Raw genomic sequence first — 24946 nt, 5'->3', positions numbered from 1 at the left:
ACTTACAAGAACCAGTATGAGAGATCATGCTGGTTTTTTTGTGCCCAATATTTATCCTTTTCTGATTTTCACTATGAAAGATAAAGATTTTCTGACGATGATTGCATAAACTAAAAAACTAGGACGAAGACAATTCCTTCTTTGGGTGATTGCAAAATAAACAATAAATTATGCTATTCTGAGATGAATCAAGACAATTGAGCAAGGACGCCAACTGATGACTACAAGCATTAATGATATGCCTAGCAGTAATACGCCACCGTTATGGCAAGCCTCATATGAGAAATATGGAATAAGAAATAATTTAGATGTATTAGAGAACAAGCACAACCTGCTAGATTTATTGCAACCCAAAATAGATCAGCATAGTGATTCTGTGGCTTTTAGTATGGGGCCCGCCACCCTTACCTTTGCACAATTGGATATTGCCAGCCGCCGCTTTGCTGCTTTTTTGCAATCACAAGGAATGAGCAAAGGCGACCGTGTTGCTGTGCAATTACCCAATATATTGCAGTATGCCGTGGTGTTACTTGGTTGTCTGCGAGCAGGCGCGGTATTGGTGAATGTCAATCCGATGTATACCCATTATGAATTGGCACATCAGCTGACGGATGCTCAAGCTAGTGTGCTGATTGTCCTCGATGGTATGACCTCTGCTTACGATCAGTTAGATGATGCAGTCAAAGCGCAACTTTCATTCGTCGTACATTGTTCCGTCAATCCGAGTGCTGCACCTGCTGATAACGATATTGCTTTGCTTACCCAACTTGAACCGTCAGCCGATACTACTCGTCAATTCAATCAAACCAATCAAACCACAGCCGATAATGCTGCAAAAAATATCTCAGAGCAGAATATAAGCTTTGCCCATATTATGAGTGCATACCACGCTGAGCAATATCAGCCTGTTACTATCGAGCGTGAAGATTTAGCTTTACTGCAATATACGGGTGGCACGACCGGCAAGCCAAAAGGCGCGATGCTCACGCATTACAATGTCATGGCCAATGTCTGTCAGTGTTATGCGATGTTTGGTCATGCGATTGAAGCGGGTCGTAGCGAGCAGATTAAAATACTCAATCCGTTGCCGCTCTATCATATCTTCTCATTTACCGTTTGCGGCTTACTAGGCATTTATGGCGGCTGGGAAGACATACTGGTCACCAATCCGCGTGATATCGATGGATTAGTCAATATCATCGAGCAGCATCGTCCGCATGTCATTCCTTCGGTTAATACCTTATTTATTGGTATGCTGCATCATCTAAAGTTTGCCAACCTTGATTTTAGTCGCTTGGCACTATCTATTGGTGGCGGCACCGCAATCATCAAAGCCGTATCTGATCAGTGGCAACAAGTCACTGGTATGATTATCAATGAAGGTTATGGCATGTCCGAAACTGCACCAGTTATCTCTTTTAATCCACCTGGTATAGATCGTTTTAATGGTAGCGTTGGTCTGCCACTTGCGATGATGGATATTAAAATCATTGATGAACAAGGTGCAACTTGTGCAATAGGTACACGGGGCGAGGTTTGTATTAAAGGCCCGCAGGTCATGCGTGGTTACTGGCAACGAGACAATGCAGATACTTTTACAAAGGATGGCTATTTTAAATCAGGTGATATTGGTGTGCTAGATGAACATGGATTTTTGACGCTGGTGGATCGCAAAAAAGACATGATACTGGTTTCAGGATTTAACGTCTATCCAAACGAAGTGGAAGCGGCATTGACAGAGCATCCGAAAGTACTTGAAGTCGCGGTGGTTGGTATTGCAGATGAGCACAGCGGTGAAGTACCCAAAGCGTTTGTGGTCAAAAAAGATTCGAGTTTGACGGTAGAGGAGCTACAAGACTTTGCAAGTGAGCGTTTGACAGGTTATAAACGCCCGCAGTCATACGAGTTTATCGATGAATTGCCCAAAACTGCGGTAGGAAAAATATTACGTAAGTCTTTACGTTAGTTGGGCTAGGGGCGAGTTATTATCGTCCAATTTTATCAAATTTACGGTCTTTTAAGCTGAGTCTACCGCGTAGGACATCACTGTACATACGAAAGTCGCTAGCAAAGCTTTTTAGCGGGAATTTGAACGAGGCAGGTTTGTTTTTTTCAAAGAAAAAATGACCGACCCAAGCGCAAGCATATCCAGCAGCGATGCCTTTAAGTAATGGTTTTGGCGAAGCGGTTTTGACCGACTTTGCGAGTCCCAATAAGCCAAAGCTACTACCAGCAAAATGTAAGCGGCGACAAGCCATGTTTTGATGTTCAGCTAAATAGAAGTCATAAAATTTCTGCTTTGTTGGGCTGACGGTTGTCATCATGTTTTTTTTAGCATTGCTGACCGCTTGAGCATCGGCGTTTTTGGTAGTGTTTTGTGTGGTCGTTTGATTCATTTGTTTAGCTTCCTTGCTAATCGTTTATTGAGTATAGATATTAGGGCGAGTAATTAGAGTGCTTTCTGTTTTACTAAAACGGCTAGGCGGTCATTAAGTAACTGTTATTTATTATAATATTGGTCGTTTTTAATGTAGCAAAACGCTATCCTTAACACAAGCAATGGATGTTTATGGCGCATTTGTTATTTTGTTGATGATGTGCTTGCTGCTTAATTAGCATTTGGGTCACTTGCCAGTGTTTGGCATAAATGCTTTAATGGCGAAAATTACGTCAAATACGTGAGCCGCTTTGCGTAAATGGCACTATTTGGTGCAGCTACGATGTTTATATGACTCAATCGTCTGATTTTTAGCCCATATCCTCTCCCTTTTATCCAACACGGTAACGATTCCTCTTATGCCTATTGACTACCTTACAAATCCGCCGCTTGCTGATGATGAAATGATGGCAGCCATTGATATCGGTTCCAATAGTTTTCATCTGGCCATTGCGCGTCTTGACCATGGTGAGGTGCGAAAAGTCGTTTCTATGTCTGAAAAAGTCCAGCTCGCCGCAGGCTTGGATGAAAATAATATCTTAAGTGCGGCAGCTGCACAGCGAGGTCTTGACTGTTTGAGCCGATTTGTGGCACGTTTGGATTCGGTACCACCCGAACGCATTCGCGTGGTTGCGACCAACGCTTTACGTCAAGCCAAAAACGCCAATGACTTTATTGCCCGTGCCAATAAAATATTGCCGAAACCCATCGAGATTATCGCGGGACGAGAAGAGGCGCGCTTGATTTATTTGGGCGTCTCACACACCAATGCCAGTAGTGACAAGCGTTTGGTCATCGATATTGGTGGCGGTTCGACAGAGTTTATCATTGGTCAAGAGTTCGATCCGCTGTTGACCGAGAGTTTACAGATGGGCTGTGTCGCCTTTACCCAGAAGTACTTTTCTGATGGTCAAATCACGAAAGAAGCCTTTAATAATGCGATATCAGCCGCTCGCAAAGAAGTGTTAGCGATTCAGGGTCGTTATCAAAAATTGGGCTGGAGTAGTGTGGTTGGCTCGAGTGGGACGATTAAAGCGGTACGTAATGTGCTGGTCTCTAAGGGCTGGGCTGATGAGCAAGAGCGCATCACTTATAAAGGTGTCAAAAAGTTAGAGAAACTGTTGCTTAAAATTGGCAACGTCGATGACATCGATTTAGAAGGCGTTAAGGAACATCGCAAAGCCGTCTTCCCAGCAGGCGTTGCGGTACTGCGTGCAGTCATGAAAGTGCTGGGTGTCGATACCATTAGTTACTCAGATGGTGCACTACGTGAAGGTGTGATGTACGACATGCTTGGACGCTTTGCTAGCGAAGATGTTCGTGACCGCAGTGTGCTGGCGCTGATTAAGCGTTATTCGGGGGACAAAAAACAAGCCAAACAAGTGGTGAAAACCAGTCGTCATTTATTTGAGCAAGTGAAGGAGAAGCTCGCCCTTACCAATGATGATTGTGATTTACTCAGACGGGCGGCTTTCTTGCATGAGATAGGATTGGCCATCAGTCATAGTAGTTATCATAAGCACAGCGCGTATTTGCTTGAGTATTCTGATATTCCAGGATTCTCGCAAGTCGATCAAAAGCGCATGGCACAGCTGATGCTCAATCATCGTCGTAAGCTCAAGTCTGATATGTTAGAGCAGACCTGTACTATCGGTGGTAATCAGCTCGTTTATCTTTGTCTGCTGCTACGTTTGGCCGTACTGGCGCATCACAGCCGCAGCGATTATGAATTACCAGAATTACAGTTACAAGCCATGGACGATCATTGCTGGCAAATCACCGTTGCCAATAGCAGTGAGCATTACGCTTTCTTATTGCCGGATCTGCATACTGAGATTGAGCAGTTTGCCAAATGGGGCGTGACGCTGAGCGTGGTTGAGGGCTAGACAGCCCTGCTTTGCACTGACGATCAACATGATGCCGTTACTATTGTAATGAGTATGCTATAGATTAACGTAACAAAAGCGGCTTTGTCAGTAATGTCATGCCATTTAAGATGTGCTACTATAGCCTCTATTGAGTTTACAACTGTACTTTCATTATCTAAAAATCGATAACGATATTATTCTTAAACATAAATACATTAAGTATAATTATTAAAGGGAAGCGTCTATGAGCACTGTCTGGGATAGTGTGCAGCTTGCACGGCACGCCAAGCGTCCATTATTTATGGACTATGTTAATCAGTTGTTTACCGAATTCGATGAGCTGCACGGTGACCGTGCTTTTGCCGATGACAAAGCCATTCTTGGTGGTCTGGCGCGTTTTGATGATCAGCCTGTGATGGTAATTGGTCAACATCGCGGTCGCAGTACCCGTGAGCGTATTGCCCATAACTTTGGCATGGCCAATCCTGAAGGCTACCGCAAAGTGATTCGTTTGGTCAAAATGGCTGAGCGCTTTAATATCCCTGTGATGACCTTTGTCGATACTCAAGGCGCTTATCCGGGTATTGGCGCGGAAGAACGCGGACAAGCGCAAGCCATTGCAGAAAGTATCGCCGTTTTTTCTAGCCTAAAAGTGCCTATTATCGTGACTATCATCGGTGAAGGCGGCTCAGGTGGGGCGTTGGCAATTGGTGTTGGTGACAAAGTCAATATGCTACAAAATAGTATTTATTCGGTTATCTCTCCGGAAGGCTGTGCCTCTATCCTGTGGAAAACAGCTGAAAAAGCACAAGACGCTAGTGAAGCCTTGAAATTAAATGCGATTAATTTATATCAAATGGGGCTGATTGATGCCGTCATTGAAGAAGGTGAAGGCGCACATATCAAGCCGCAACCAGTCATGATCGCCTTGAAAGCACTTATTGCTGAGCAGTTAGATGAGATTAAAGATTTAGACGCACACGCGCGTTGTGAGCTACGTTATGAGAAGCTGAAAACCTTTAACTCAGAAGTGATGTTGCCTGCTTAATTGGTCGCTATGACATCTCTGTTACTAAGCTTCTATTCATGGACACAAAGCTTTTCATATTAGAGACTGAGTCTTAATGCTAAAATAAAAACGTGTCATTTTATGGCGCGTTTTTTTGTGGCTGTTAATATAGGTGCTAACTGACGCTGTAACTGATGTAGTAGCTGACGTATAAGCTGATTCATTTATATGTCAATTCATGTATGCATGCTAAATAAATAAGGCTGATTATGACCAGCAGTGCAATCCTCTCGCATCCTATGAAGCCAATCGCAGACTTGCCTGTCGATGCCGATCTGGCACAAGCATTATTGAGCAGTATGGCTGAATATGGTGAACAGCTGCACGGTCGACGGCTTTGGCTGGCGTGTAGTGGTGGTCGTGATTCATTAGCATTGGCTGCGCTGTGTGTGCAGCTCTATCGCCAAGGTAAGTTGCCATTTTTGCCGCAATTGCTGCATGTCAATCATGGTTTGCAAGCAGATAGTGACACTTGGGCGACACATGTTGCTAACTGGGCAGCAGTGCAGCAGATACCGTGTCGGATTTTACGTGCGCAAGTGAATGGTCATGATGAGCAAGCCGCAAGGCAGGCTCGTTATGATGTCATGCGAGCGCAACTCAATCAAGATGATGTATTGCTCTTAGCGCATCATGCCGATGATCAAGCAGAGACGGTGCTGATGCGGCTGATACAAGGCGCTGGGGTGAATGGTCTGTCGGGTATGCAGCCGTGGCGTATCCAAACGCAAGGCACACAGCGTATGGCATTATGGCGACCTTGGCTGACGGTCAAACGCGCCAATATCAGCAATTATGCTCAGCGCCTAAAGCTCCCTTATATCGATGACCCAACCAATGATGCTGGCGATAATGTACGTAGTGGGCTACGCCTCGACATCATGCCAGTATTGGCAACCTATAATTCCAATGTCATTGACAATATCGCCCGTAGCGCACAGCTATTGCGTGATGCCCAATTAATAATCAATGCACAAGCGGCAGAAGATTTACAGCAGATAGAGGTAGCATCATTACAGCTATCGTCTGCCCAGCGTGTGCTAAATATAGACAAGCTACAAGCATTACCCATTTATCGTCAGCGGCAACTATTGCATCATTGGCTCGGTCAAGATGAACCGTTACCGCCTGCTAAGCAGCTGGTCGATGATGTATTTATGCTAAGCCAACGTGAAGATCCTGATCACCAAACGGCGCTTTTTTGGCAAGCTCGCAAGCAGTCCTATACGATTTGCCGCTACCGTCAGCAGCTTTATCGTCTCAGCAGCGATTGGTTGACATGGCTTGAGTTGCCGCTTACCAAACAGATTCAACCCTTATCTGATTTTGTTGTGGCTGATGCTGATTCAGAGGCTGCCCAGTCTGTATCAGTTACCTTACGCAGGGATAGTAAATTTACTTGGCAAGCACAAATGATGCCAAATGCCTTGGCAGAGCTATTAGACAGCGACCAAGATGGTGATGAGAAGTTTGAGATTACCTTCGCACCATTAGGTCGTCAGCAGCGTGTGCAAACTGCCTTGGCATCACGTCCACAAGCGGGCAAGAAGCTATATCAAACGCTTGGTGTACCTGTATGGTTGCGCGAGAGTTTGGTGGTGGTCAGTGCCGTTGCCGTATCCGTACAGCAGGATAAAGAGTGGCCATTATTACTGGTATCACCTTTTGAGAGCTGGATACTAGGGACGAGTAGGTCGCTAATAGACACGATAGACAATACTGGTGTTTTAGACAGTGCTATTAGAGGGAATGTTATTAGAAATAGTGCTATTAAAAACAATGTTATTAGAAACAGTCTAAGCATCAATAACGCTTTTTAATATTTGTAACCTAAATATTTTAGGAGGTTTAGGTTATCTAGGGCTAGGGCATTAGGTCAACAAGTTTTCTAACCATTTTGATATCTATTATTGGCATGCTTTTGTAGCATTCTTCACTCTTTTCGCCATTAGCTACAAAGCCAAATTTTTGATAGAAATCAATAGCAGCCACATTATTTTCTAATACCCATAAATAAAAATGGGCATGGATATGAGATTCTAAGAGGGCTTGTAATGATGCTGTCATTAATTGAGTGCCTATACCCAATCCTTGATAGTCGGGCAAAACATACAACGTGGTAATTTCATAATTTTTATTATTAATGAAGTAGCCAATAAACCCCAAATTATTATTATGAACATCATATGCTATCCAGACAATAACATCAGGATGCGCTATTAACTCCTGCCACATTTTTGTTTTATTACATAAGTTGTTTTTATCATTGATGTAGGACGCTGGTAGCAAATCTAAATAGGCGGCATGCCAACTTTTGAAGTGAATGTTAGCAATGTTTGCATAATCCTTTGGGTTAGCTTTACGAATGAAAAACATATTACTCTCCGTCACTGATTTTATATAATGCCCTTGTTAATTTAACCGTTTGGTTGAGCAATAGTCCATGGCAATTCAGTGGTTCGATGAAGCTTACAACCGGGTTAGATGCCGTCAATTTATCAAACGATGCCAGTAGCAGTATGGTAAACTGAGTGTCATTTTACCTATCATTATGTTAGTTTGAGTACCTTTGGATTTTTGAATAGGAGACATGTATGTCAGTATTAGATAATAAGAAAATCAGCTTTATCGGTGGCGGAAATATGGCGCAGGCTTTGATTAGCGGGCTTGTTAGCTGCGGTGTCAAACCGAGTTTAATTACCGTTGCTGATCCTAGCAGTGAAGCGCGCGCGCAATTGGCTGCTAAAGGACTGAATACGGTTGATCCAACTGCTGATGCAAAAGCTGCCATTATCGATGCTGACATTGTGGTGCTGGCGGTCAAGCCGCAAGTGATGAAAGCGGTAGTCAGTAGCTTTGCGGATGTCTTAGACAAGCAGTTGGTAATTTCAGTGGCAGCAGGTTTGTCGACTGAGCTTTTATCTGACATGTTGGGTGGCTATGACAATATCGTCCGTGCGATGCCAAATACCCCTGCAATGATTCAAATGGGCGCAACGGGTCTGTACGGTACTGATAATATTTCTGCTGAACAAAAGCAGTTAGCAACGGCGGTGATGGAAGCATCAGGATTGGTCATGTGGGTCGATAATGAAGAACACATGCATGCGGTAACCGCCGTATCAGGATCAGCGCCAGCGTATATGTTTTACTTCATTGAATCCATGATTGACGGGGCAGTGGCTTTAGGTTTGGATAAAGAGCAGGCTTCAGCGCTCGCTATGCAAACCATGCTAGGCGCGGCAAAAATGGCGATGAATAGTGAGGATGCACCTGCCGAATTGCGTCGCAAGGTCACCTCGCCAAATGGGACAACCCAAGCCGCTGTTGAGTCAATGCAAGCCAATGATATCGGTGGTCAAATCGTTGAGGCTATGCAGGCCTGCTATGACCGTAGCCAAGCCTTGAGTGAAGAGATGAGTAAATAATCATCCATATCTCAGGCGCGTTATTTGCTAAAAGCGAATGACGCGCCTGAGCACCAATATTAAGCACCAATATTAAGCACCAATACCAAGCACCTAGTAATGACAGTCGTCATCCCAAAACCTGTTAATAATGTCACATTGAGTAGCACTTCATGAACAACATGTTATTTCAAATCTTTGATTTGGTCACCACCTTCGCCATGATGTTGGTGTTTATTCGCTTTATGCTGCAATTTGCAGGGATGGATGCCAGCAATCCCATGATTGCGCCTGCCTACAAAGCAACGCACATTGTCGACGTGTTTGGGCGTATTTTTCCAACCGTCGGGCAAGGGCGTATCAGTATTGCGGCTATCGTCTTGATGTTTTTGATTCGTTTGATCGATATCTCTGGAAAAGCAGCACTGACACATAAAGGTATCGCTCCTGTACCGTTATTTTTCACTGGTACTATCAGCTTGGTATTAGACTTTTTACGTATGTGTCGCTATCTCGTCATTGGTTCCATCATTGTCAGCTGGATTGTGGTATTTACCCAATCTCAGCATCCGATTATTGGTATCATTGTCAATTTAGCGGAGCCAATCTTGGCACCATTTCGTCGAATCACGCCAAACTTGGGCATGATTGATTTATCACCAATGGTCGCATTCATTGCTTTTATTTTGCTTGAGATGTTTATTGGTGGCTTTGCCGCGAGCTTCATGCCGATGTTGGGTTGAGCTGGATTAATGGTCACTTGAAAGCTGCTATCTAATATTACCAATAGCTATCTAAAAAAGGGCGCTCTACGAGATATAGAGCGCCCTTTTTTTATTGATCATTTAGCGGTTATGCTGAAAGTCTATAAAACGATTGGGTATTAATTGGGCTTGCTCATTATTAGGGTGCGGTGCATCAGCGGCACGCAGCGTCTGGGTAATCCAGCTGTCTGCGGCCCTTACTGCATCGATAAGCGCATCACCCATTGCTAAGCGTCCAGCGATAAAGCTGGCAAGCGAACAGCCAGAGCCATGAAATTCGCCTGTTAAGCGCGGCAAGGTGCTTTTATGTACCATCTCACCCTTTATATACAAATACTGCTCTATATCGCCGCTATCAAAGTCGTGTGAGGTTTTTACCAATACGGCATAAGTGCCTTGAGCGCATAATTTTTGCGCGCCAATATGTAAGTCTTGCTCACCGCTTAATGCGCGTAGCTCATGAGTATTCGGTGTGATAAGGGTCGCGTATGGTAACAGCTCTCTAAATGCGCTAACGAGCGTCTTTTCATCGCCCAAACTGCCACCACTATTGGCAACCAATACGGGATCTAATACAAATGGCGTATCAGCGGTGATAAGGCGCTCGGCAAACAATTGAGTCAGCATAGCGATATTATCAGTCGTACCCAACATACCTGACTTAATAGCTGCAACAGGCAAATCATCGAGTACTGCGGTGGCCTGATCCTTTACCAAATTTGCTGCACAAGCTTCAAAACCAAAGACTTGCTGCGAGTTCTGTATGGTAATAGCTGTACAAGCAATGGCAGCATGCGCACCTGCTTGACCGATGGCCTCTATATCCGCTTGTAATCCAGCGCCGCCTGAGGGGTCTAATCCTGAAAAACACAGTACCACTGGTCGCATAAAAATTCCTTTGACATAATCTAAAATGAGTAACAAATACTATAGACACCCACTGCTAAAAAAGCCATAGTAGGCGAGAGATGGTACATAGACAATCCATTAATTAATCAATTAACAACAACCCAGAGCGTGCTGACTAACTTAAATATCGTTTTACTAGTTTTTATTGATATTTGAGCTGCTCAAGAGGCTATGAAACCATGTAAACAAATAAATATGATAAAAACTGCATTAAATTCGTAGACAGTGCTTGCAATTCGTTTTGGCTTTGCTATAATACTCGCCCACGGGATAAGACGTATTATCAGCAATAATACTATTTTTTAGAACTTAAAAAGTCTTACATCGTTTGGTGAAGTGGGTGAGTGGCTGAAACCAGTTCCCTGCTAAGGAACCATACGTTTGCGCGTATCGAGGGTTCGAATCCCTCCTTCACCTCCATTTATTCGGTTTTTAGTAGAGTAGTAACGCGATATAAAAGCGTTAATAATCTTCTATTTTATTAAAGCAAAAAATAATTTGATTTTAATAAAAAAAGATGTTGACACAAGCGAAATTATCTATATAATAACCAACCTAATTTGCTGCAATTGTTTCTTAACAACGCAGTAAATGATGTGCAAAGTACGCGCTTGTAGCTCAGTTGGATAGAGCACTTGGCTACGAACTAAGGGGTCGGGAGTTCGAATCTCTCCAAGCGCACCATTTGCATCATCAATTCTTTAACCCAGTTAAAGAAACATTAAAATAATCGCCTGTCTTATGACAATTTGGCGATTTTTTTATGTCTGCAATTTCTGTGTTATAGTTTTATGAGCTGATGAGTCATACGACATGGTTATACCACATTGTTATATGACTTACGGCATCTTAGGATAATGTACGATAGTACAGTGAATTACGGTACAATAGAGCCACTATTCACTGCTTGCTATGAGCTTGTACCATGTCAAAAAGTTTACCTAAACGACCTACCAAATCTTATGCTAAAACTAAAGCATCAGCACGCCATGCCTCTGAAAGTGAAGAGCTAGCGATTGCTAAACCTGGCACCCGTATGGCAGCCATTCTCTATGATGGCATGTTGATTTTAGCGTTGTTGTTTTTGGTCGGTACCTTGCTAACCGTGATTGGTACATTGCTGACCATGAATACCGGTACAGACTCTTCTCAAGCGCAATCGCTGCCAACGTGGTATCAAAACGTTGTTATGACGCCGTCTTTTATACTGACGTTAGTCGGATTCTATGGGATATTTTGGCGTCGCGGTGGGCAGACATTAGGTATGCAGACTTGGCGGTTAAAGACGATCAATAGTAATGGTCATTTGCTAACATGGGGACAGTCATTTAAGCGGATTTTAGCGGCCAGTATCATGCCACTTATATTTGGTATCATTGGTAGTGTCATCGATGGCTCGCGTGCTGTTCTGTTGACCAGTGCCTTTTTGGGCTTTGTCTTTAACTATGCTTTTTGCCTCTTTAACCCACGTGGTCTCGCAGTGCAAGATATGCTATCGAATACCATTACCTTAAAAATGCCAAAAACAGAGAATGAAGGACTATGGCGGGTGATTAGAAATCGCAAGCAAGGAAAATAGACCACATTATCATCGCCATAGTCTGTTCATAGATTTTTAGGTCTGTTAATACACTCTAAGCGTTACAGGTTGACGGTTTGTATCAGCCATAAAGTATAGCCGACAAAGAATAAGACCAAAGTCGATCCAGAAGTGCGACCGAATGGACGCTTACTCATAAAGGCAAACCCGCACAATACCAAGAGTAATAAGGTGACCAATCCCATCGCCACTATATCGCGTGATAAGATAATTGGACTGACTGTGATTGGCGCTATAAGCGCTGCGAGACCAACGACGCCTAAGGTGTTAAATATATTAGAGCCAATAATATTACCCAGTGCCATGTCGTGTTCGCCTTTACGGGCGGCTGATAGGCTCGATACCAGCTCAGGTAACGAGGTCCCCACAGCAACAATCGTCAATCCAATCACCAGTTCGCTCACGCCCCACAGCGTTGCCAATTCTACTGCACCCCAAACTATAGCTCGCGAGCTAATGACCAGTAAAAGCATGCCGATAACTAAGCTGATTAGTCCCCGTGTTAGGGTTTGTTCGATATGTTCAGCATCGACGCTTTCAGCTATGGGTTCCCCTTCGTGCTCATGGTTGCCTTCACGTAAGCTTAGTACAATCTGAATGCCTAAAGTCACCACCAGCAGCGCTATCAACACAATCGCATCTGCTTGGTCTAATTGCCCATCACGCAGCTGCCATGCGGCGACCATAGTAATCAATACTAATAGAGGTAAATCACGCTTGATGATGCCCTTACGAATGATAATAGGGCTAATCAATACGGTTGCACCCAATACCAGCGCAATATTGATGATGTTTGAGCCATAAGCGTTGCCTAATGCCAAATCAGGGCTGCCTTCTAGTGCCGCCAATACTGACACGACCATCTCAGGGGCGGATGTACCGACACCCAAAATCAACACACCTATTAAGAAACTGGGGACGTTGAATTTTTTTGCCAAGGCAGTGGCGCCATCAACAAAAAGGTCTGCACTCCAAACAAGAATAGCTAGTCCGATCAATACTGCAATAACTGCCAACCACATCAGTCTGTTTCCTTATTAGTGTTAATACCAAACCTAAAAATACGCTTAGCCGTGTCAAATTCATTTAGCCTAAAAACATAGCACTGACATTTATTTTTCTGACGACTTCATCTTTTAAGAGTGGTATAAAATGTGAATTTGCCATATAAAAATGGCATAAAAAAAGCTGAATCAGAATGGAGATTCAGCTCTCATATTAGCATAGCGGTTTTGGTTGGATAATAAGAATAACTTCAACAGCTTAGTCGATTATTTATCCTTGCTTTATCCAAAAATCTTCGGTGTTCTGGTGCTTTAAGCCACTTGTACCGGAATGATGTTTGCTGTGTCTTTTACGGTGTTATCTTCGTTGCAATACACCAGTTTTGGCTGGTAGGTTGCCGCTTCTACTTCATCAAAATGAGCATAGGCACAGATGATAACGATGTCGCCTAAATCTGCCATGTGAGCCGCCGCACCATTTAGCGAGATGATACCAGAACCCGCTTCAGCGCGGATAGCGTAGGTGCGAAAGCGCTTGCCATTGGTCACATTGTAGATATCGATAGACTCATTTTCGCGCAGACCAGCAAGATCTAATAAATCACCATCGATACCGCATGAGCCTTCGTAATGAAGTTCGGCATGGGTGACGCGCGCACGGTGTAATTTGCATTTAAGCATATTAAGTAGCATAGGTTGCTTCCTTAGCGTAACTGAGATTAATGATTCAAATCAAAAGGTTAATGGGGGATAACTTGCTAAAATAAAAGGCTATTATGGTTAAAGCATGATTTTATTCTGGCAGTTTGAAGCCATTAATTTGTGAACGTGCTTTTTCAATATCGCCATTTAGTAATAATGGTAGCGCTTCAAACGCTGCTGTCAGAGCGCTATCAATGGCAATCTGTTCATCGGGCGCAGCTTTTGAGAGCACATGACCACTAACTTTAGACTTATGACCAGGATGACCAATACCAATACGCAAACGATGGAAGTCGTTGCCGATATGAGGGGTGATATCACGCAGACCATTATGACCGCCATGACCACCATTCGTCTTAAGTTTGATACTGCCAGCTGGAATATCGAGCTCATCATGAGCAATCAGTAACTCATTATTTTCAATGCCATAAAATTTCACCATCGGCACCACTGACTGACCAGACTTATTCATAAAGGTGAGCGGCATCAATAGACGTACGTCATGCCCATGAATCTGCCCACGTCCTGTGATTCCATGAAACTTTTTATCATGAGAGAGGGTAATGTTGAACTGCTGAGCCAAGTGATGGACAAACCAAAACCCTGCATTATGACGTGTAAACATATACTGCTGACCAGGATTACCAAGACCGACAATAAGCTTTATGGCCATAAAAACACCCTGCTTAAATTGAATAAATGGGGCATAAGGTTTGCGATTATGCTATTTATTCATAGCATATCTGTTATTTTTCAAACCTTACTTACAAAAACAGCAGGAGATATTTATCACCTGCTGTTTTTTGACTAAACAAACCTTGTATTACATAGCAGACGCTAGATTGCGTGCTCTATGTAACCGTGGTTTATTATTCGCCGTCTTTGTCTTCAGTACCTTGCTCAGTAGCAGGTACGTCAGCAGCATCAACTTCTTCAGCGTCTGCGTCAACTTCTTCAACCGTTGGTGGCTGCATGTTAACGATAGTACGGTCGTGAGCATCTTCCATGTCAAGATCAAAGATGATAACGCCTTCAGGTAGTTTGATGTCTGATAGACGGAATAGATCACCGATTTCCATGCCTGATACGTCAATTTCTAGGTATTCAGGTAATTGTGATGGTAGGCAAACGATTTCGATATCAGATACTAGCGTTGATAGAACACCACCAGCTTTAGTACCAGGTGCTTCTTCACGACCAGCAAAATGCACAGGAACGTTCATGTTGATTTTCTGACCTTTTACAACGCGCTGGAAATCAGCATGCATTGGGAAGCCTTTAGCTGGATGGCGTTGCAAGTCTTTGATAACCGCTTGATGCTCTACGCCATCAACATTGATGGTCAAAATGTGTGAGAAGAACGCTTCGAATTCAAGTGACTTTACTAGCTCGTTGATTTTGATAGAGATAGACGTTGGCTCTTCGTTACCACCATAGATGATAGCAGGAACTAGATTCTGCTTACGTAGGCGGCGGCTCGCACCTTTACCTTGTTGCTCAGCAGAACGATCAACAGCGTTTAGTTCAAAATGATTAATGCTCATGGATATAATCCTATAAAAAGAATGATGAAGTGTCTGGTCATAAAAAAGTGGATTTGCGACCAATCCACTAATACGTGATGATAGCTAACATTTATGATTGCTAATAAAATTCGCAATTGCTAAATGTAGCCATTTGCTCATCATAACGATTTTTTGGATAGTCATTATCATGACAATCGTTACTTTTGGGCATGATCAGCACTTTTGAGAATGCCAACCTAATTAAATCGAACAAATGGTTGGCACAGGCGCGCATTATACGTGATTTTGTAGTAATAATAAAGACCTACGCAAAATGACTGTGCAGCGCCAATAGGCAAAAAAAGCGTCAAGTAAAGATACTTGACGCTTTTTTTAAACTTAAGCAGTGTTTTATAACGAGCATTGCCAACAGAAAGTAGAGCAAGTGCTCATTAAAAATCTAAGCGTCAAACATGGCGCTGATAGATTCTTCGTTATTGATACGGCGTAAGCTTTCAGCAAGCATCGGTGCGATACTCACTTGGCGGATTTTGCTACAGGCTTTTGCCGCTTCAGACAATGGAATCGTATCGGTAACAACGACTTCGTCTAGCGCAGATTCGCTGATATTTTGTAGTGCGTTGCCTGATAAGACAGGGTGCGTAATATAAGCCAATACGCGACGTGCACCGTTTGCTTTCAATGCTTCAGCTGCTTTACATAGCGTACCTGCGGTATCAACCATGTCATCAACGATGACGCAATCACGGTCACGAACATCGCCGATGATGTGCATGACTTGCGACTCATTGGCACGGGCACGGCGTTTATCGATAATCGCCATGTCAGTATCGCCCAACTGTTTAGCCATAGCACGCGCACGCACCACGCCGCCTACATCAGGTGAAACAACCATGATGTTGTCGTAATCTTGTTTTTGTAGGTCATTCAATAGCACAGGCGTGCCGTAGATATTGTCTACAGGAATGTCAAAGAAACCTTGAATTTGGTCTGAGTGCAAATCAACAGTCATCACCCGATCGATACTAACGATATTGAGCATATCAGCAACGACTTTAGCAGAGATAGGCACACGAGCAGAACGTGGACGACGGTCTTGACGGGCATAACCGAAGTAGGGCATGACTGCTGTAATGCGACCCGCACTAGAGCGACGCAGCGCATCGGCCATCATCATGATTTCCATCAAATTGTCATTGGTTGGTGCACAAGTTGGCTGCATGATAAACACGTCTTTACCGCGCACGTGTTCTTTGATTTCTACGGCGATTTCGCCATCAGAAAAACGCGTGATGTCAGCTTTACCAAGAGGTATATGGAGATGATCGGCTACGGTTTTTGCTAATTCAGGGTGGGCATTACCCGTAAAAATCGCCAAATAAGGCATGACAGAAGTCCTATTGATTGACTCAAGCAGCGACCGCTAAGCAGTGTCAAACTGCTCAAATTCAGAAAAGAGTGGTGAAAAGTTTTGATGACTACTATTACAGTAAAAAATGGCAGGGGTAGCTGGACTCGAACCAACGGATGTCAGGATCAAAACCTGATGCCTTACCAACTTGGCTATACCCCTGTAATGTCTAGGCTGTGTACGTTGATATCTAATAGCAACTTTTAATAAAAGTCATTGTTAGAATAGCGTCACGACCTGTTCGCTATATTGTAAACGGATAAACCATTTAAAACATAACTGTTCCCTAGCGGTGTCCATTGCGAACTATACCGAAACTGGGATGACGTTGTCAATGTCAATAAGATAAGCGGCTATCTATAAACCACCTATGATCACTGCATATCAAACGCTTCGTACTAAAAAATGGCAGGGGTAGCTGGACTCGAACCAACGGATGTCAGGATCAAAACCTGATGCCTTACCAACTTGGCTATACCCCTATTGAGGCGACCTATTATAATTAAATTTTCAGAATTTGCAAGTCATTTGCGGCTTTTTATGGCGTTTATTGAAAAATAGGTTAAAAACAAAACGAATATTGGGTCAATAAAACGCTTTACGTTGTATCTATAATCATTTTATCTTCGTACTACAGCTCAAATCTAACTCATAGATTACGAACTAAATAGGCAGAACAAGGCGCCTCTTCAATCCACTTTTCTAAAAGTGCTTTGTCAGTAGCCACGCTTACATCCAAAGGCAAAAACACCGCGCTACCAGAGCCTGTCATTCGTGCTGTGCCGAGTGCTTGCGCTTTTAACCCTTGCAAGTAACGTAATGCTTCGCTGACCGTATGGGCGAGGCTCGTCACCACTGGCGTAAAGACATTGTGATAGGGCGTGTTTAAATGTTGTACATAGTCAGCTTGTTTATTTTTAATTGTCTCAACCGATAGCACAGCGATATCACGTTGTAATTTAGGATGCGCGAACAGCTGGGTAGTATTAACGTGAGCATTGGGCGTCAATACTAAATACTGCTGGTCGGGCAACTTGATTGCGGTTAACTGCTCTCCAATACCCATCGCAATCGCATCCTGACCAAAGATGAAGATTGGCACATCTGCGCCAATAGTGGCAGCAATTTTTATCAGCTCATCTTGCGTCAATTTAAGCTGCCAAATTTCATTAAGTGTCATCAATGTCGTTGCGGCATTGGATGAGCCGCCACCCAAGCCTGCACCCATCGGCAAATGCTTATCTAAAGCGATATGCACCTGTGCTAACTGCTCAGGTAGAGTATTTGACTGTATGACAGCCGCTAGCAATGCACGTGCTGCTTTAAATATTAAGTTGTCTTCTATATTGATAGTTATAGTCTCTGCACCAGCCAATATTACAAGTTGGTGACAGAGCTCATTGGCATCTAAGGCATTATCTACCGTAGAAATCACCACATCATCCGTGACTGAAAAATGCAAATAATCGCCCCAATCGAGCAAGCGAAACACGGTTTGCAAATTATGATAGCCATCAGCACGCTTACCTGTGATATGCAAAAATAGATTAATCTTTGCCGGTGATAAGCGGGTGATGGTGGAAGTAGGCGTAGCGGCTAGGTTTTTAATCATAATGTTTGGTTGTAGACGGCTATGGTAATAAGTAATAAGCAGTTTTCATCGTATTTACGTGACGTCTTAATGATTGATCGTCATTACTACCTTATTGCCTTGTGGCAGCACGGCACTGATTTTATTTGGTAACTTATCAGACCCTTTATAGGTGAAGCTTGCGGTCCATTCACCATTTACTGAGCTGATTAAACGATTTTGATCATCGAGCTGTGGTGCGCTATCGGAAGGCGCTGGGCGACCAGATATCCAATAGGGCATTTGTGAAATAGGCGCTTGCCACCCTGTGGCTTTTTTGAGCAAAGTCTCAGGATCATCAGCAGTTAAGGTACCTGTTTTTTCGCTGACTAAAGTGGCGGTTTGACCATTATACTCGATGTTGGTTTTACCAATGCCGAGCGCGCCGATCAGCTCAATGGCAAAGCGATCATTCTGCTGCCCCCATGCATAGAACGCACTACCACCTTGAGTGCCTGTGGTGTCATTGGCGGGCATCGTCACACCAATTTTGCCAGTGATATTAAAGTTCTCAAGCTTTTGCGGTGGCTCAGCGTTTTGACCTTGTAAAGTCGTGCTGGGTTGGTTAGTAGCGTTGGCTGTTTTTAGTGATTGACAACCAGACGTGATGACGAGCGCGGTTGTCACGGCAGCGAATAGCGCCAATTTATTAGGCTTATTAGCATGGACCAATACTGACATGATGTTTCCTCAAAGATAGACAAATTTACGAAATCATTGTTTCGAAAATAGATTAGCTTAATGGTTGTATGTTACTCAGTTATGCGTGGCTGTTAGTATCTTATGAGTGCCTTGTAATCATAGCACGCAACGATTTGTCCACTATAAAATGGCGGGTCAGTAAAGCTGTATGCGGTCATTGATATTGTGTTGCCCAAATGAGAAGCGCTGCTGCAAGTCTGCGAGTAACGCCTTGACTTTTTCATTGTTGCCTAAACCTTGATAAGCGCGCAGCAGTAAGCTGCCAGAGCGCAAGGTAGGAAACACATCGTAAGGGGTTTGCAGGTAGTCGATGACTTGTTGGTAGTTCTCATTGGCCAATGCATTGCCAGCTAGCACATTCAGCGCTTGCAGGTGCACCTCATTGTCATAACGTGGATCATCATAGCGAATCTGAATGATGGCGGTGGCCAATGCCAATCCTTGTTCAGAGCTGCGTTCATTGGCTAGCAATAGCTGCGCATAACTGAGCTGGTAGGAGAGGTTGGTTGGGTCAAGTGCTTGCAGATGATTGAGCAAGGTGCGCTTAACGATATAGTCGTCTTTGTCGTCAAGGAGCTGGGCGCGTGCAAACAAGAGCATCTCATTATCAGGATACTTGCGAGCAGCTTTGGTTAGTAGGCGCAGAGCTTCTTCGGACTCATTTTGCTGCCATAAAATATCGGCTTGTAGCACAAAGGTATCTGGCGCAAAGACGTTAAAGTCTTTACGCAGCTTTTCTAAAGTGGCAATCGCCGCATCTACATCATCGTTAAGCAATTCAAAAGCCACTACTTTTCTACGAGCCTCTAATACCAAGTCTTCTTGCATGACACCGTTGAGATAGTATTTGGCTTGGTCAAAGTACTGCTGACGCTCGGCACTGATACCAAGATAATAATAAGCTTGATCAAGGTAAGCGGGGTTTTTTGCGAGCATGTTGAGTAGCTCATCGGCACTGTTATATTCTTCGATGTCTAAGCTCACCAACGCAGCCAACAAAGTAATCTCGGCATCATCAGCAAAGCGACCATGGGCATCCAGCAATAATTGCCACGCTTCTTGGCTTTGCTTTAAGTCAAGCAAGTAGCGAATCTCGTACAGATAGAGACTTTTACTATCGGGATTACGCAGGCGTGCTTGGCTCACATAATTGACGACGGTTTCAGCCGTGACGATTTTGCGCAGTATGTCTGCCTTTAGCGTAATAAAAGGTACGTAGTCAGGCTGGCGTTCTAGCGCACGATTGATATGGACAATGGCAATCTCAGGCTCGTTAAATTGGTAAAGTAACCCTGCTTTCAATACCGACAATGAGGCATTCAGCTCGCTATCTAGTGGTTGCAAAGCGGCAAGTAATTCACGTTTGTCTTCATCATTGTTTGGATAGATACCGATAAGGATTTCGCTTAAGTCCGCTCGAGGATCATAAAGCAGAATACGATTCAAGGTTTCGCCAGCTAACAGATAATCGTGAGCTCGCAGGGCCAAATGCGCCACATAAAACCAAGCAGGCACGTGATCCGGATTTTGGTCTTGCCATGACTTGGCAAATTGTAACGATTTCTCAACCCTTTCAGTGCGTAAAGAAAGGCTGAGTGCTCTTTCAAACACGGCAGTTGCATCTTCTTTAAATGCTTGCTGCTTATAGATGGTAATCGCTCGTTGTCTATCACCGCGATCTGCTGCGAATTCTGCATCAAGCAGCGCATACAGGCTAGGCTCTTTGAGCTCAGGTTGCCATAAGGTAGTTGGCGCTAACCCATTAATATTGGCGACATTTTCTATTGGTTGTGTATTGGCAGGAGCAATTGCTGGTAGCGTTGAGCGGCTATTATCAATACCGTCGCTACGGACTGCCTTGTCGTTCTTATCAGTAATGGATAGTTTGGGTACATGGGCTTCAATGGATAGTTTGGGTACATGGGCTTCGAGCGAGATATCAGGATGACTGGCATGAACGGAAGACGATCCTAAGCATAGGCAAAAGGCCAACGACAAGGTTAGCTTATAACGCTGGCACAGACGTTCGATAACCGCATGCAATAGAGCACGCAGATTAGATTGGTCGTCATGCGCAAGTTGTGATCGAAATAATGACCCAAAAAAAATCATAGATAACCGTATTCGCCCATTGTTCATCTATATCGATAAGACAATTTTATTTTAATCATTTCAAACTAACTATTGGTAACGAGTACCCATGCCTGACATTATAAAAGCAGACTGATGGGATAAACAATAGTGCCCGTGTTACTCCGTTATTAATAGCCGCCGCTCTACCAAGTCTTTGCTAACAAAGTAGGATTGGCCGATAACCTGTATCAACGAGGTATTTCATTGGTTGTAAGTCTTAGCCTAAATATTGTGAAAATATAACAAGTTAACGTCAAGTAAGCGAATGATTTCTATCCATTTCTATAAGCACTCGCTAAAACATAGATATTGGTTTTAACAATCGTATCGGTAGTTGATTTGTTACTCATGTGCCCAGATACAAGCAAATAGCTATCATCGATAGCTGAGTGTTAATTAAAGCTGGCAATAATGATATAATAAGCGGCTTTTAAAGTCTTCCTTTCAGCGCTGTCGTCTACAACTGTCTTTTAAAAATAATGAGATAGCGTGGGCTGGCAGGTGAGCGTCATGTTTATGGTCTATCAATAATGAGATTAGTGGTCATTGGGGTCAATCACAAAACTGCACCAGTCGCTCTGAGAGAGCGTTTGGCGCTTGTGGGTGACGATGTGAATATCGCGCTCAAACAATTAGAGGCCTTTACTGATGGCAGTGTGATTGTTTCGACTTGCAATCGTACGGAAATCTATGCGCTTGTGCCGCAGCTAGCAGAGCCGCAAGATGTCCCCTCTATGTCTGCTAATGGCGCGGTTGGTGCTCAGACATCTTCGGCGGCCATTAGTGCTCATATCTTAAAAATTAAAGCGTGGCTTGCTGACTTTAAGCAGTTGTCACTGTCTGAGATTGATCCCTATCTTTATGTACACCGTGACACTCACGCGCTGACCCATTGGCTTAGGGTCGCCGCAGGGCTTGACTCTATGATATTGGGTGAGCCGCAGATACTCGGTCAAATCAAGCGCTCAGTACAGCTCGCGCAAGAACAAAAAGCCCTGAGTAATCAGCTTGGCTGGATTATCGATCAAGTATTTGCTGCTGCCAAACGCGTACGTAATGAGACCCAAGTGGGTGCTCAAGCGGTATCGCTTAGCTATGCGGCCGCCAAATTGGTGACGCAAATATTTGATGATTTACCCAGTCGCACATTGCTGGTGGTCGCGGCAGGTGAGATGAACCGTTTGGTTGCCACCCACATTGCTGGGCTTGGTGTAGGTCGCGTGATTATTTGCAACCGCAACCCTGAGCGCGCTGAAGCGCTGGCAGTGGAGCTGCGCCGCGCAGGTCACTTGGTAGAAGTCAGACCTTTGCAAGAGTTACCACAAGTTTTAGCAGAAGCCGATATCGTTAGTAGCTGTAGCGGTAGTATGGATGTGTTGATCGATAAAACCATGACTTTGCGCGCGCTGAAACATCGTCGTTATCAGCCCATGTTGATGATTGACTTAGCCGTACCGCGCGATATTGACTCGACCATTAGTCGTATCGATGATGTTTATCTCTACTCTGTCGATGATTTACAACACGTGATCGCTGGAAATATTGAACAGCGGAGGCAAGCAGCAGTTGATGCAGAATTGCTCGTTAGCCAATTAGTCGTTGAGATGGATCGCAGCTTTCAAGTGCGCCAAGTCGGTAAAGACATTCAGCAGTATCGCGCGCATACGCAGGATCAAGTAGATAAACTCCTGCATGAATCCATTGCCAAGCTACAACAGGATAATGCCAGTCCTGAAGATATTATCATTGAGCTGTCACGCCGCCTGACGCAGACGCTAACCCACGCACCATCGAAGCTTATGCGCAAGGCTGCCCGTGAAGGGGATAGTGAGTTGCTAGACTTTGTGGTGTCTGGGCTGCAAGAGGCTCATCGCGGACGTCGATAGCCATTATGGACTGATCAAAAAAACATAAGTGGCGCAAACGTTATTATTGCGCAAACATATCGTTGTCAACCTGCATTATCAGTGCTAATATCAAGCTGTTATGAGTATATTAAGCGATGATAATCTTTTGTTATATGCGAGCGGTTATTCTCCAAAAACCTTAGTGTATATGTTCTCGCTTGATGCCTATTCATCTCATCAGTTGTTAGTGACCATTATTAGCCTACCACCGCGTAGCCCCTATAGTGGCGCACCTGTTCTGTACGACTTTGTCTAAAATCAATAAAAACACGGCGTGCAAAACACAATCACCAACGGCAATAGCGCTAGGATAAAGTGCTATATCGTCAACCCTGCGTCATGCTCTCGACTATTACCCAATATTAATATTCAGTTAATACTACCCATAGTAGTATCTAGCTGCTATGCAATCTAACGACTATGCTATTGGTCAGCAATGCTATTTGATAGCCAGATTATTTAACAAAAACGTTATTTCACACCCATGTTATCTAATAGAAGCATTATTTGGCTAAGTTGGCGAACAGTAGTTGTCTAGATTGGTTAGCGTTATTAAGGCAGGTTGGTTTAAGAGAGTATCTGGATTTTGCTATAGCCAATGCTTGAGAAAATTAAACTATCTAACTATAAACTAGGAGCTTCCTATGACTGCATTACGTCAAGATATTGATCCAAACGGCTTATTAGAATACTCAGTGGTCTATACTGACCGCGCCTTAAACCACATGTCAAAAGTCTTTCAACAAGTGATGAATGACTTATCTAGCGACCTAAAATCCGTGTATAACGCCGAAGCGGTGGTGATTGTGCCGGGTGCTGGCACTTATGGAATGGAAGCCGTTGCGCGCCAATTGGCCAATGATGAAGATTGCCTCATTATTCGTAACGGTTGGTTTAGCTATCGCTGGACACAAATTTTAGAAAAAGGCAAAATCGCCAAGTCGTCTACGGTATTGACGGCACATCGTGAAGAGGGTGAGTCACCAAAACCATTTGCCCCCGTTGATATCGATGAAGCCGTTGCTAAAATTAAAGCAGAGAAGCCAGCAGTGGTCTTTGCGCCGCACGTCGAAACCTCATCGGGTATTATTTTATCATCAGACTATATCAAAGCGATAAGCGCGGCTGTACATAGCGTTGGCGGCTTATTGGTCATTGATTGTATCGCTTCAGGTTGTGTGTGGTTGGACATGAAAGACTTGGGTATTGATGTTCTCATCAGCGCCCCGCAAAAAGGGTGGAGCAGTACTCCGTGTGCAGGCTTAGTCATGCTAAGCGCTGCGGCAATCGAAAAAGTAGACAATACAGAATCAGATAGCTTTAGCTTAGACTTAAAGCAGTGGTTAAATGTCATGCGCGCCTATGAAAATGGCGGTCACGCTTATCATGCCACCATGCCAACCGATAGCTTACGTCAATTCCGCGATACTATTTTAGAGTCAAAAGAGATTGGCTTTGATAAATTGCGTGACGCGCAGTGGCAATTGGGCAACCGTATTCGTGAAGTATTAGCCGCTAAAGGCATTGAAAGCGTTGCGGCAAAAGGTTTTGAAGCGCCAGGCGTTGTGGTTGCTTATACCGATCGCGATGATATGCATAAAGGCAGTGCGTTTGCCGAAACAGGCATGCAAATCGCTGCTGGTGTACCGCTAAAAGTTGGTGAGCCAGATAACTTTAAAACGTTCCGCTTAGGTTTATTTGGTCTAGATAAATTGACCGATGTAGACGGAGCGGTACAGCGTTTTGAAACTGCACTTGATGAAGTATTGGCGAAATAATATCTTTATCTCGTAAGATGTTCTTTAAGTAAAAAGAATACTGAGCCCGTGTAACGAGGGTTCAGTATTTTTTTACCTATTTATTATATTTTATAATAT

The 24946-nt window shown here is 43.8% G+C and carries 21 protein-coding genes and 4 tRNA genes; 12 read left to right on the top strand and 13 right to left on the bottom strand.

Features of this window, described 5'->3' with window-relative positions:
* Positions 1-217: 217 nt before the first annotated feature.
* Positions 218-1966 carry an AMP-binding protein gene (locus JMX95_RS10110; RefSeq protein ID WP_201560750.1) on the top strand — a complete coding sequence of 583 codons (1749 nt, stop codon included), beginning with the start codon at positions 218-220 and terminating at the stop codon, positions 1964-1966.
* Positions 1967-1985: 19 nt separating this feature from the next.
* Here the strand turns inward: JMX95_RS10110 and JMX95_RS10105 are convergent, their stop codons facing one another.
* Positions 1986-2324, bottom strand: coding sequence for a DUF962 domain-containing protein (locus tag JMX95_RS10105; protein ID WP_227676045.1), 339 nt, complete (start codon positions 2322-2324; stop codon positions 1986-1988).
* A 472-nt stretch (positions 2325-2796) separates the two neighbouring features.
* On the opposite strand from JMX95_RS10105, the gene ppx reads away from it, so the two are divergent.
* The 3 genes from ppx (at position 2797) to tilS (ending at position 7194) form a co-directional block, all read left to right on the top strand.
* On the top strand, positions 2797-4323 hold the full coding sequence (gene ppx / locus JMX95_RS10100) for an exopolyphosphatase (RefSeq protein ID WP_201560748.1): 1527 nt from the start codon (positions 2797-2799) through the stop codon (positions 4321-4323).
* A gap of 226 nt (positions 4324-4549) precedes the next feature.
* Positions 4550-5353 (top strand): acetyl-CoA carboxylase carboxyltransferase subunit alpha, encoded by an 804-nt coding sequence (locus JMX95_RS10095; protein WP_201552481.1) that lies wholly within the window; start codon positions 4550-4552, stop codon positions 5351-5353.
* Positions 5354-5583: 230 nt separating this feature from the next.
* On the top strand, positions 5584-7194 hold the full coding sequence (gene tilS / locus JMX95_RS10090) for a tRNA lysidine(34) synthetase TilS (RefSeq protein ID WP_201552490.1): 1611 nt from the start codon (positions 5584-5586) through the stop codon (positions 7192-7194).
* A gap of 43 nt (positions 7195-7237) precedes the next feature.
* Here the strand turns inward: tilS and JMX95_RS10085 are convergent, their stop codons facing one another.
* Complete coding sequence (locus tag JMX95_RS10085) at positions 7238-7750, bottom strand: GNAT family N-acetyltransferase (protein WP_201552492.1); 513 nt, start codon at positions 7748-7750, stop codon at positions 7238-7240.
* Positions 7751-7968: 218 nt separating this feature from the next.
* Between JMX95_RS10085 and proC the strand changes: the two genes are divergently transcribed.
* Entirely contained in the window at positions 7969-8802 is an 834-nt protein-coding gene (gene proC / locus JMX95_RS10080) for a pyrroline-5-carboxylate reductase (protein WP_198332257.1), read from the top strand.
* Positions 8803-8954: 152 nt separating this feature from the next.
* Positions 8955-9524: a YggT family protein gene (locus JMX95_RS10075; protein WP_060490268.1), complete on the top strand. Its 570-nt coding sequence runs from the start codon at positions 8955-8957 to the stop codon at positions 9522-9524.
* A gap of 102 nt (positions 9525-9626) precedes the next feature.
* On the opposite strand, the gene JMX95_RS10070 is transcribed toward JMX95_RS10075, so the two are convergent.
* Positions 9627-10433 (bottom strand): hydroxymethylpyrimidine/phosphomethylpyrimidine kinase, encoded by an 807-nt coding sequence (locus JMX95_RS10070; protein WP_109591082.1) that lies wholly within the window; start codon positions 10431-10433, stop codon positions 9627-9629.
* Between the two features lie 351 nt (positions 10434-10784).
* On the opposite strand from JMX95_RS10070, the gene JMX95_RS10065 reads away from it, so the two are divergent.
* The 3 genes from JMX95_RS10065 to JMX95_RS10055 all read left to right on the top strand — a co-directional run bounded on the left by JMX95_RS10065 (position 10785) and on the right by JMX95_RS10055 (position 12033).
* A tRNA-Ser gene (locus tag JMX95_RS10065) sits at positions 10785-10874 on the top strand.
* Between the two features lie 187 nt (positions 10875-11061).
* Positions 11062-11138: transfer RNA gene (locus JMX95_RS10060), tRNA-Arg, on the top strand.
* 241 nt (positions 11139-11379) lie between these two features.
* Complete coding sequence (locus JMX95_RS10055) at positions 11380-12033, top strand: RDD family protein (protein ID WP_109591084.1); 654 nt, start codon at positions 11380-11382, stop codon at positions 12031-12033.
* Between the two features lie 62 nt (positions 12034-12095).
* Here JMX95_RS10055 and JMX95_RS10050 read toward each other — a convergent pair whose 3' ends face one another.
* The 10 genes from JMX95_RS10050 to JMX95_RS10005 form a co-directional block, all read right to left on the bottom strand.
* Positions 12096-13076: a calcium/sodium antiporter gene (locus JMX95_RS10050; protein ID WP_060490271.1), complete on the bottom strand. Its 981-nt coding sequence runs from the start codon at positions 13074-13076 to the stop codon at positions 12096-12098.
* A gap of 294 nt (positions 13077-13370) precedes the next feature.
* Complete coding sequence (gene panD / locus JMX95_RS10045; protein ID WP_045443274.1) at positions 13371-13751, bottom strand: aspartate 1-decarboxylase; 381 nt, start codon at positions 13749-13751, stop codon at positions 13371-13373.
* Positions 13752-13851: 100 nt separating this feature from the next.
* A complete protein-coding gene (pth, locus tag JMX95_RS10040) occupies positions 13852-14433 on the bottom strand; it encodes an aminoacyl-tRNA hydrolase (RefSeq protein ID WP_109591086.1) in 582 nt (193 codons plus the stop codon).
* Between the two features lie 196 nt (positions 14434-14629).
* Entirely contained in the window at positions 14630-15304 is a 675-nt protein-coding gene (locus JMX95_RS10035; protein WP_045443278.1) for a 50S ribosomal protein L25/general stress protein Ctc, read from the bottom strand.
* Between the two features lie 421 nt (positions 15305-15725).
* On the bottom strand, positions 15726-16673 hold the full coding sequence (locus JMX95_RS10030; RefSeq protein ID WP_045452669.1) for a ribose-phosphate pyrophosphokinase: 948 nt from the start codon (positions 16671-16673) through the stop codon (positions 15726-15728).
* A 110-nt stretch (positions 16674-16783) separates the two neighbouring features.
* Positions 16784-16859, bottom strand: a tRNA-Gln gene (locus JMX95_RS10025).
* Between the two features lie 244 nt (positions 16860-17103).
* Positions 17104-17179 (bottom strand) — tRNA-Gln (locus JMX95_RS10020).
* Between the two features lie 167 nt (positions 17180-17346).
* A complete protein-coding gene (ispE, locus tag JMX95_RS10015; RefSeq protein ID WP_109591088.1) occupies positions 17347-18309 on the bottom strand; it encodes a 4-(cytidine 5'-diphospho)-2-C-methyl-D-erythritol kinase in 963 nt (320 codons plus the stop codon).
* Between the two features lie 66 nt (positions 18310-18375).
* The gene (lolB, locus tag JMX95_RS10010; RefSeq protein ID WP_087814722.1) at positions 18376-19008 is read right to left on the bottom strand and encodes a lipoprotein insertase outer membrane protein LolB; all 633 of its coding nucleotides are present in this window, start codon (positions 19006-19008) and stop codon (positions 18376-18378) included.
* Between the two features lie 156 nt (positions 19009-19164).
* Positions 19165-21141 (bottom strand): tetratricopeptide repeat protein, encoded by a 1977-nt coding sequence (locus JMX95_RS10005; protein WP_201552503.1) that lies wholly within the window; start codon positions 21139-21141, stop codon positions 19165-19167.
* 551 nt (positions 21142-21692) lie between these two features.
* Here JMX95_RS10005 and hemA point away from each other — a divergent pair.
* From hemA to JMX95_RS09990, 3 genes are all read left to right on the top strand, one after another.
* On the top strand, positions 21693-23048 hold the full coding sequence (gene hemA / locus JMX95_RS10000; RefSeq protein ID WP_055123581.1) for a glutamyl-tRNA reductase: 1356 nt from the start codon (positions 21693-21695) through the stop codon (positions 23046-23048).
* Between the two features lie 100 nt (positions 23049-23148).
* Positions 23149-23325: a hypothetical protein gene (locus JMX95_RS09995; protein ID WP_170108286.1), complete on the top strand. Its 177-nt coding sequence runs from the start codon at positions 23149-23151 to the stop codon at positions 23323-23325.
* Between the two features lie 388 nt (positions 23326-23713).
* Entirely contained in the window at positions 23714-24847 is a 1134-nt protein-coding gene (locus tag JMX95_RS09990) for an aminotransferase class V-fold PLP-dependent enzyme (RefSeq protein ID WP_109591092.1), read from the top strand.
* Positions 24848-24946 lie beyond the last annotated feature (99 nt).

Origin of the sequence: Psychrobacter sp. NC44 (assembly GCF_904846655.1) — a bacterium.
Classification (GTDB): Bacteria; Pseudomonadota; Gammaproteobacteria; order Pseudomonadales; family Moraxellaceae; genus Psychrobacter.
Note: the sequence above shows the minus strand (reverse complement) of the source record. Positions and strands in the feature narration are given on the sequence as shown.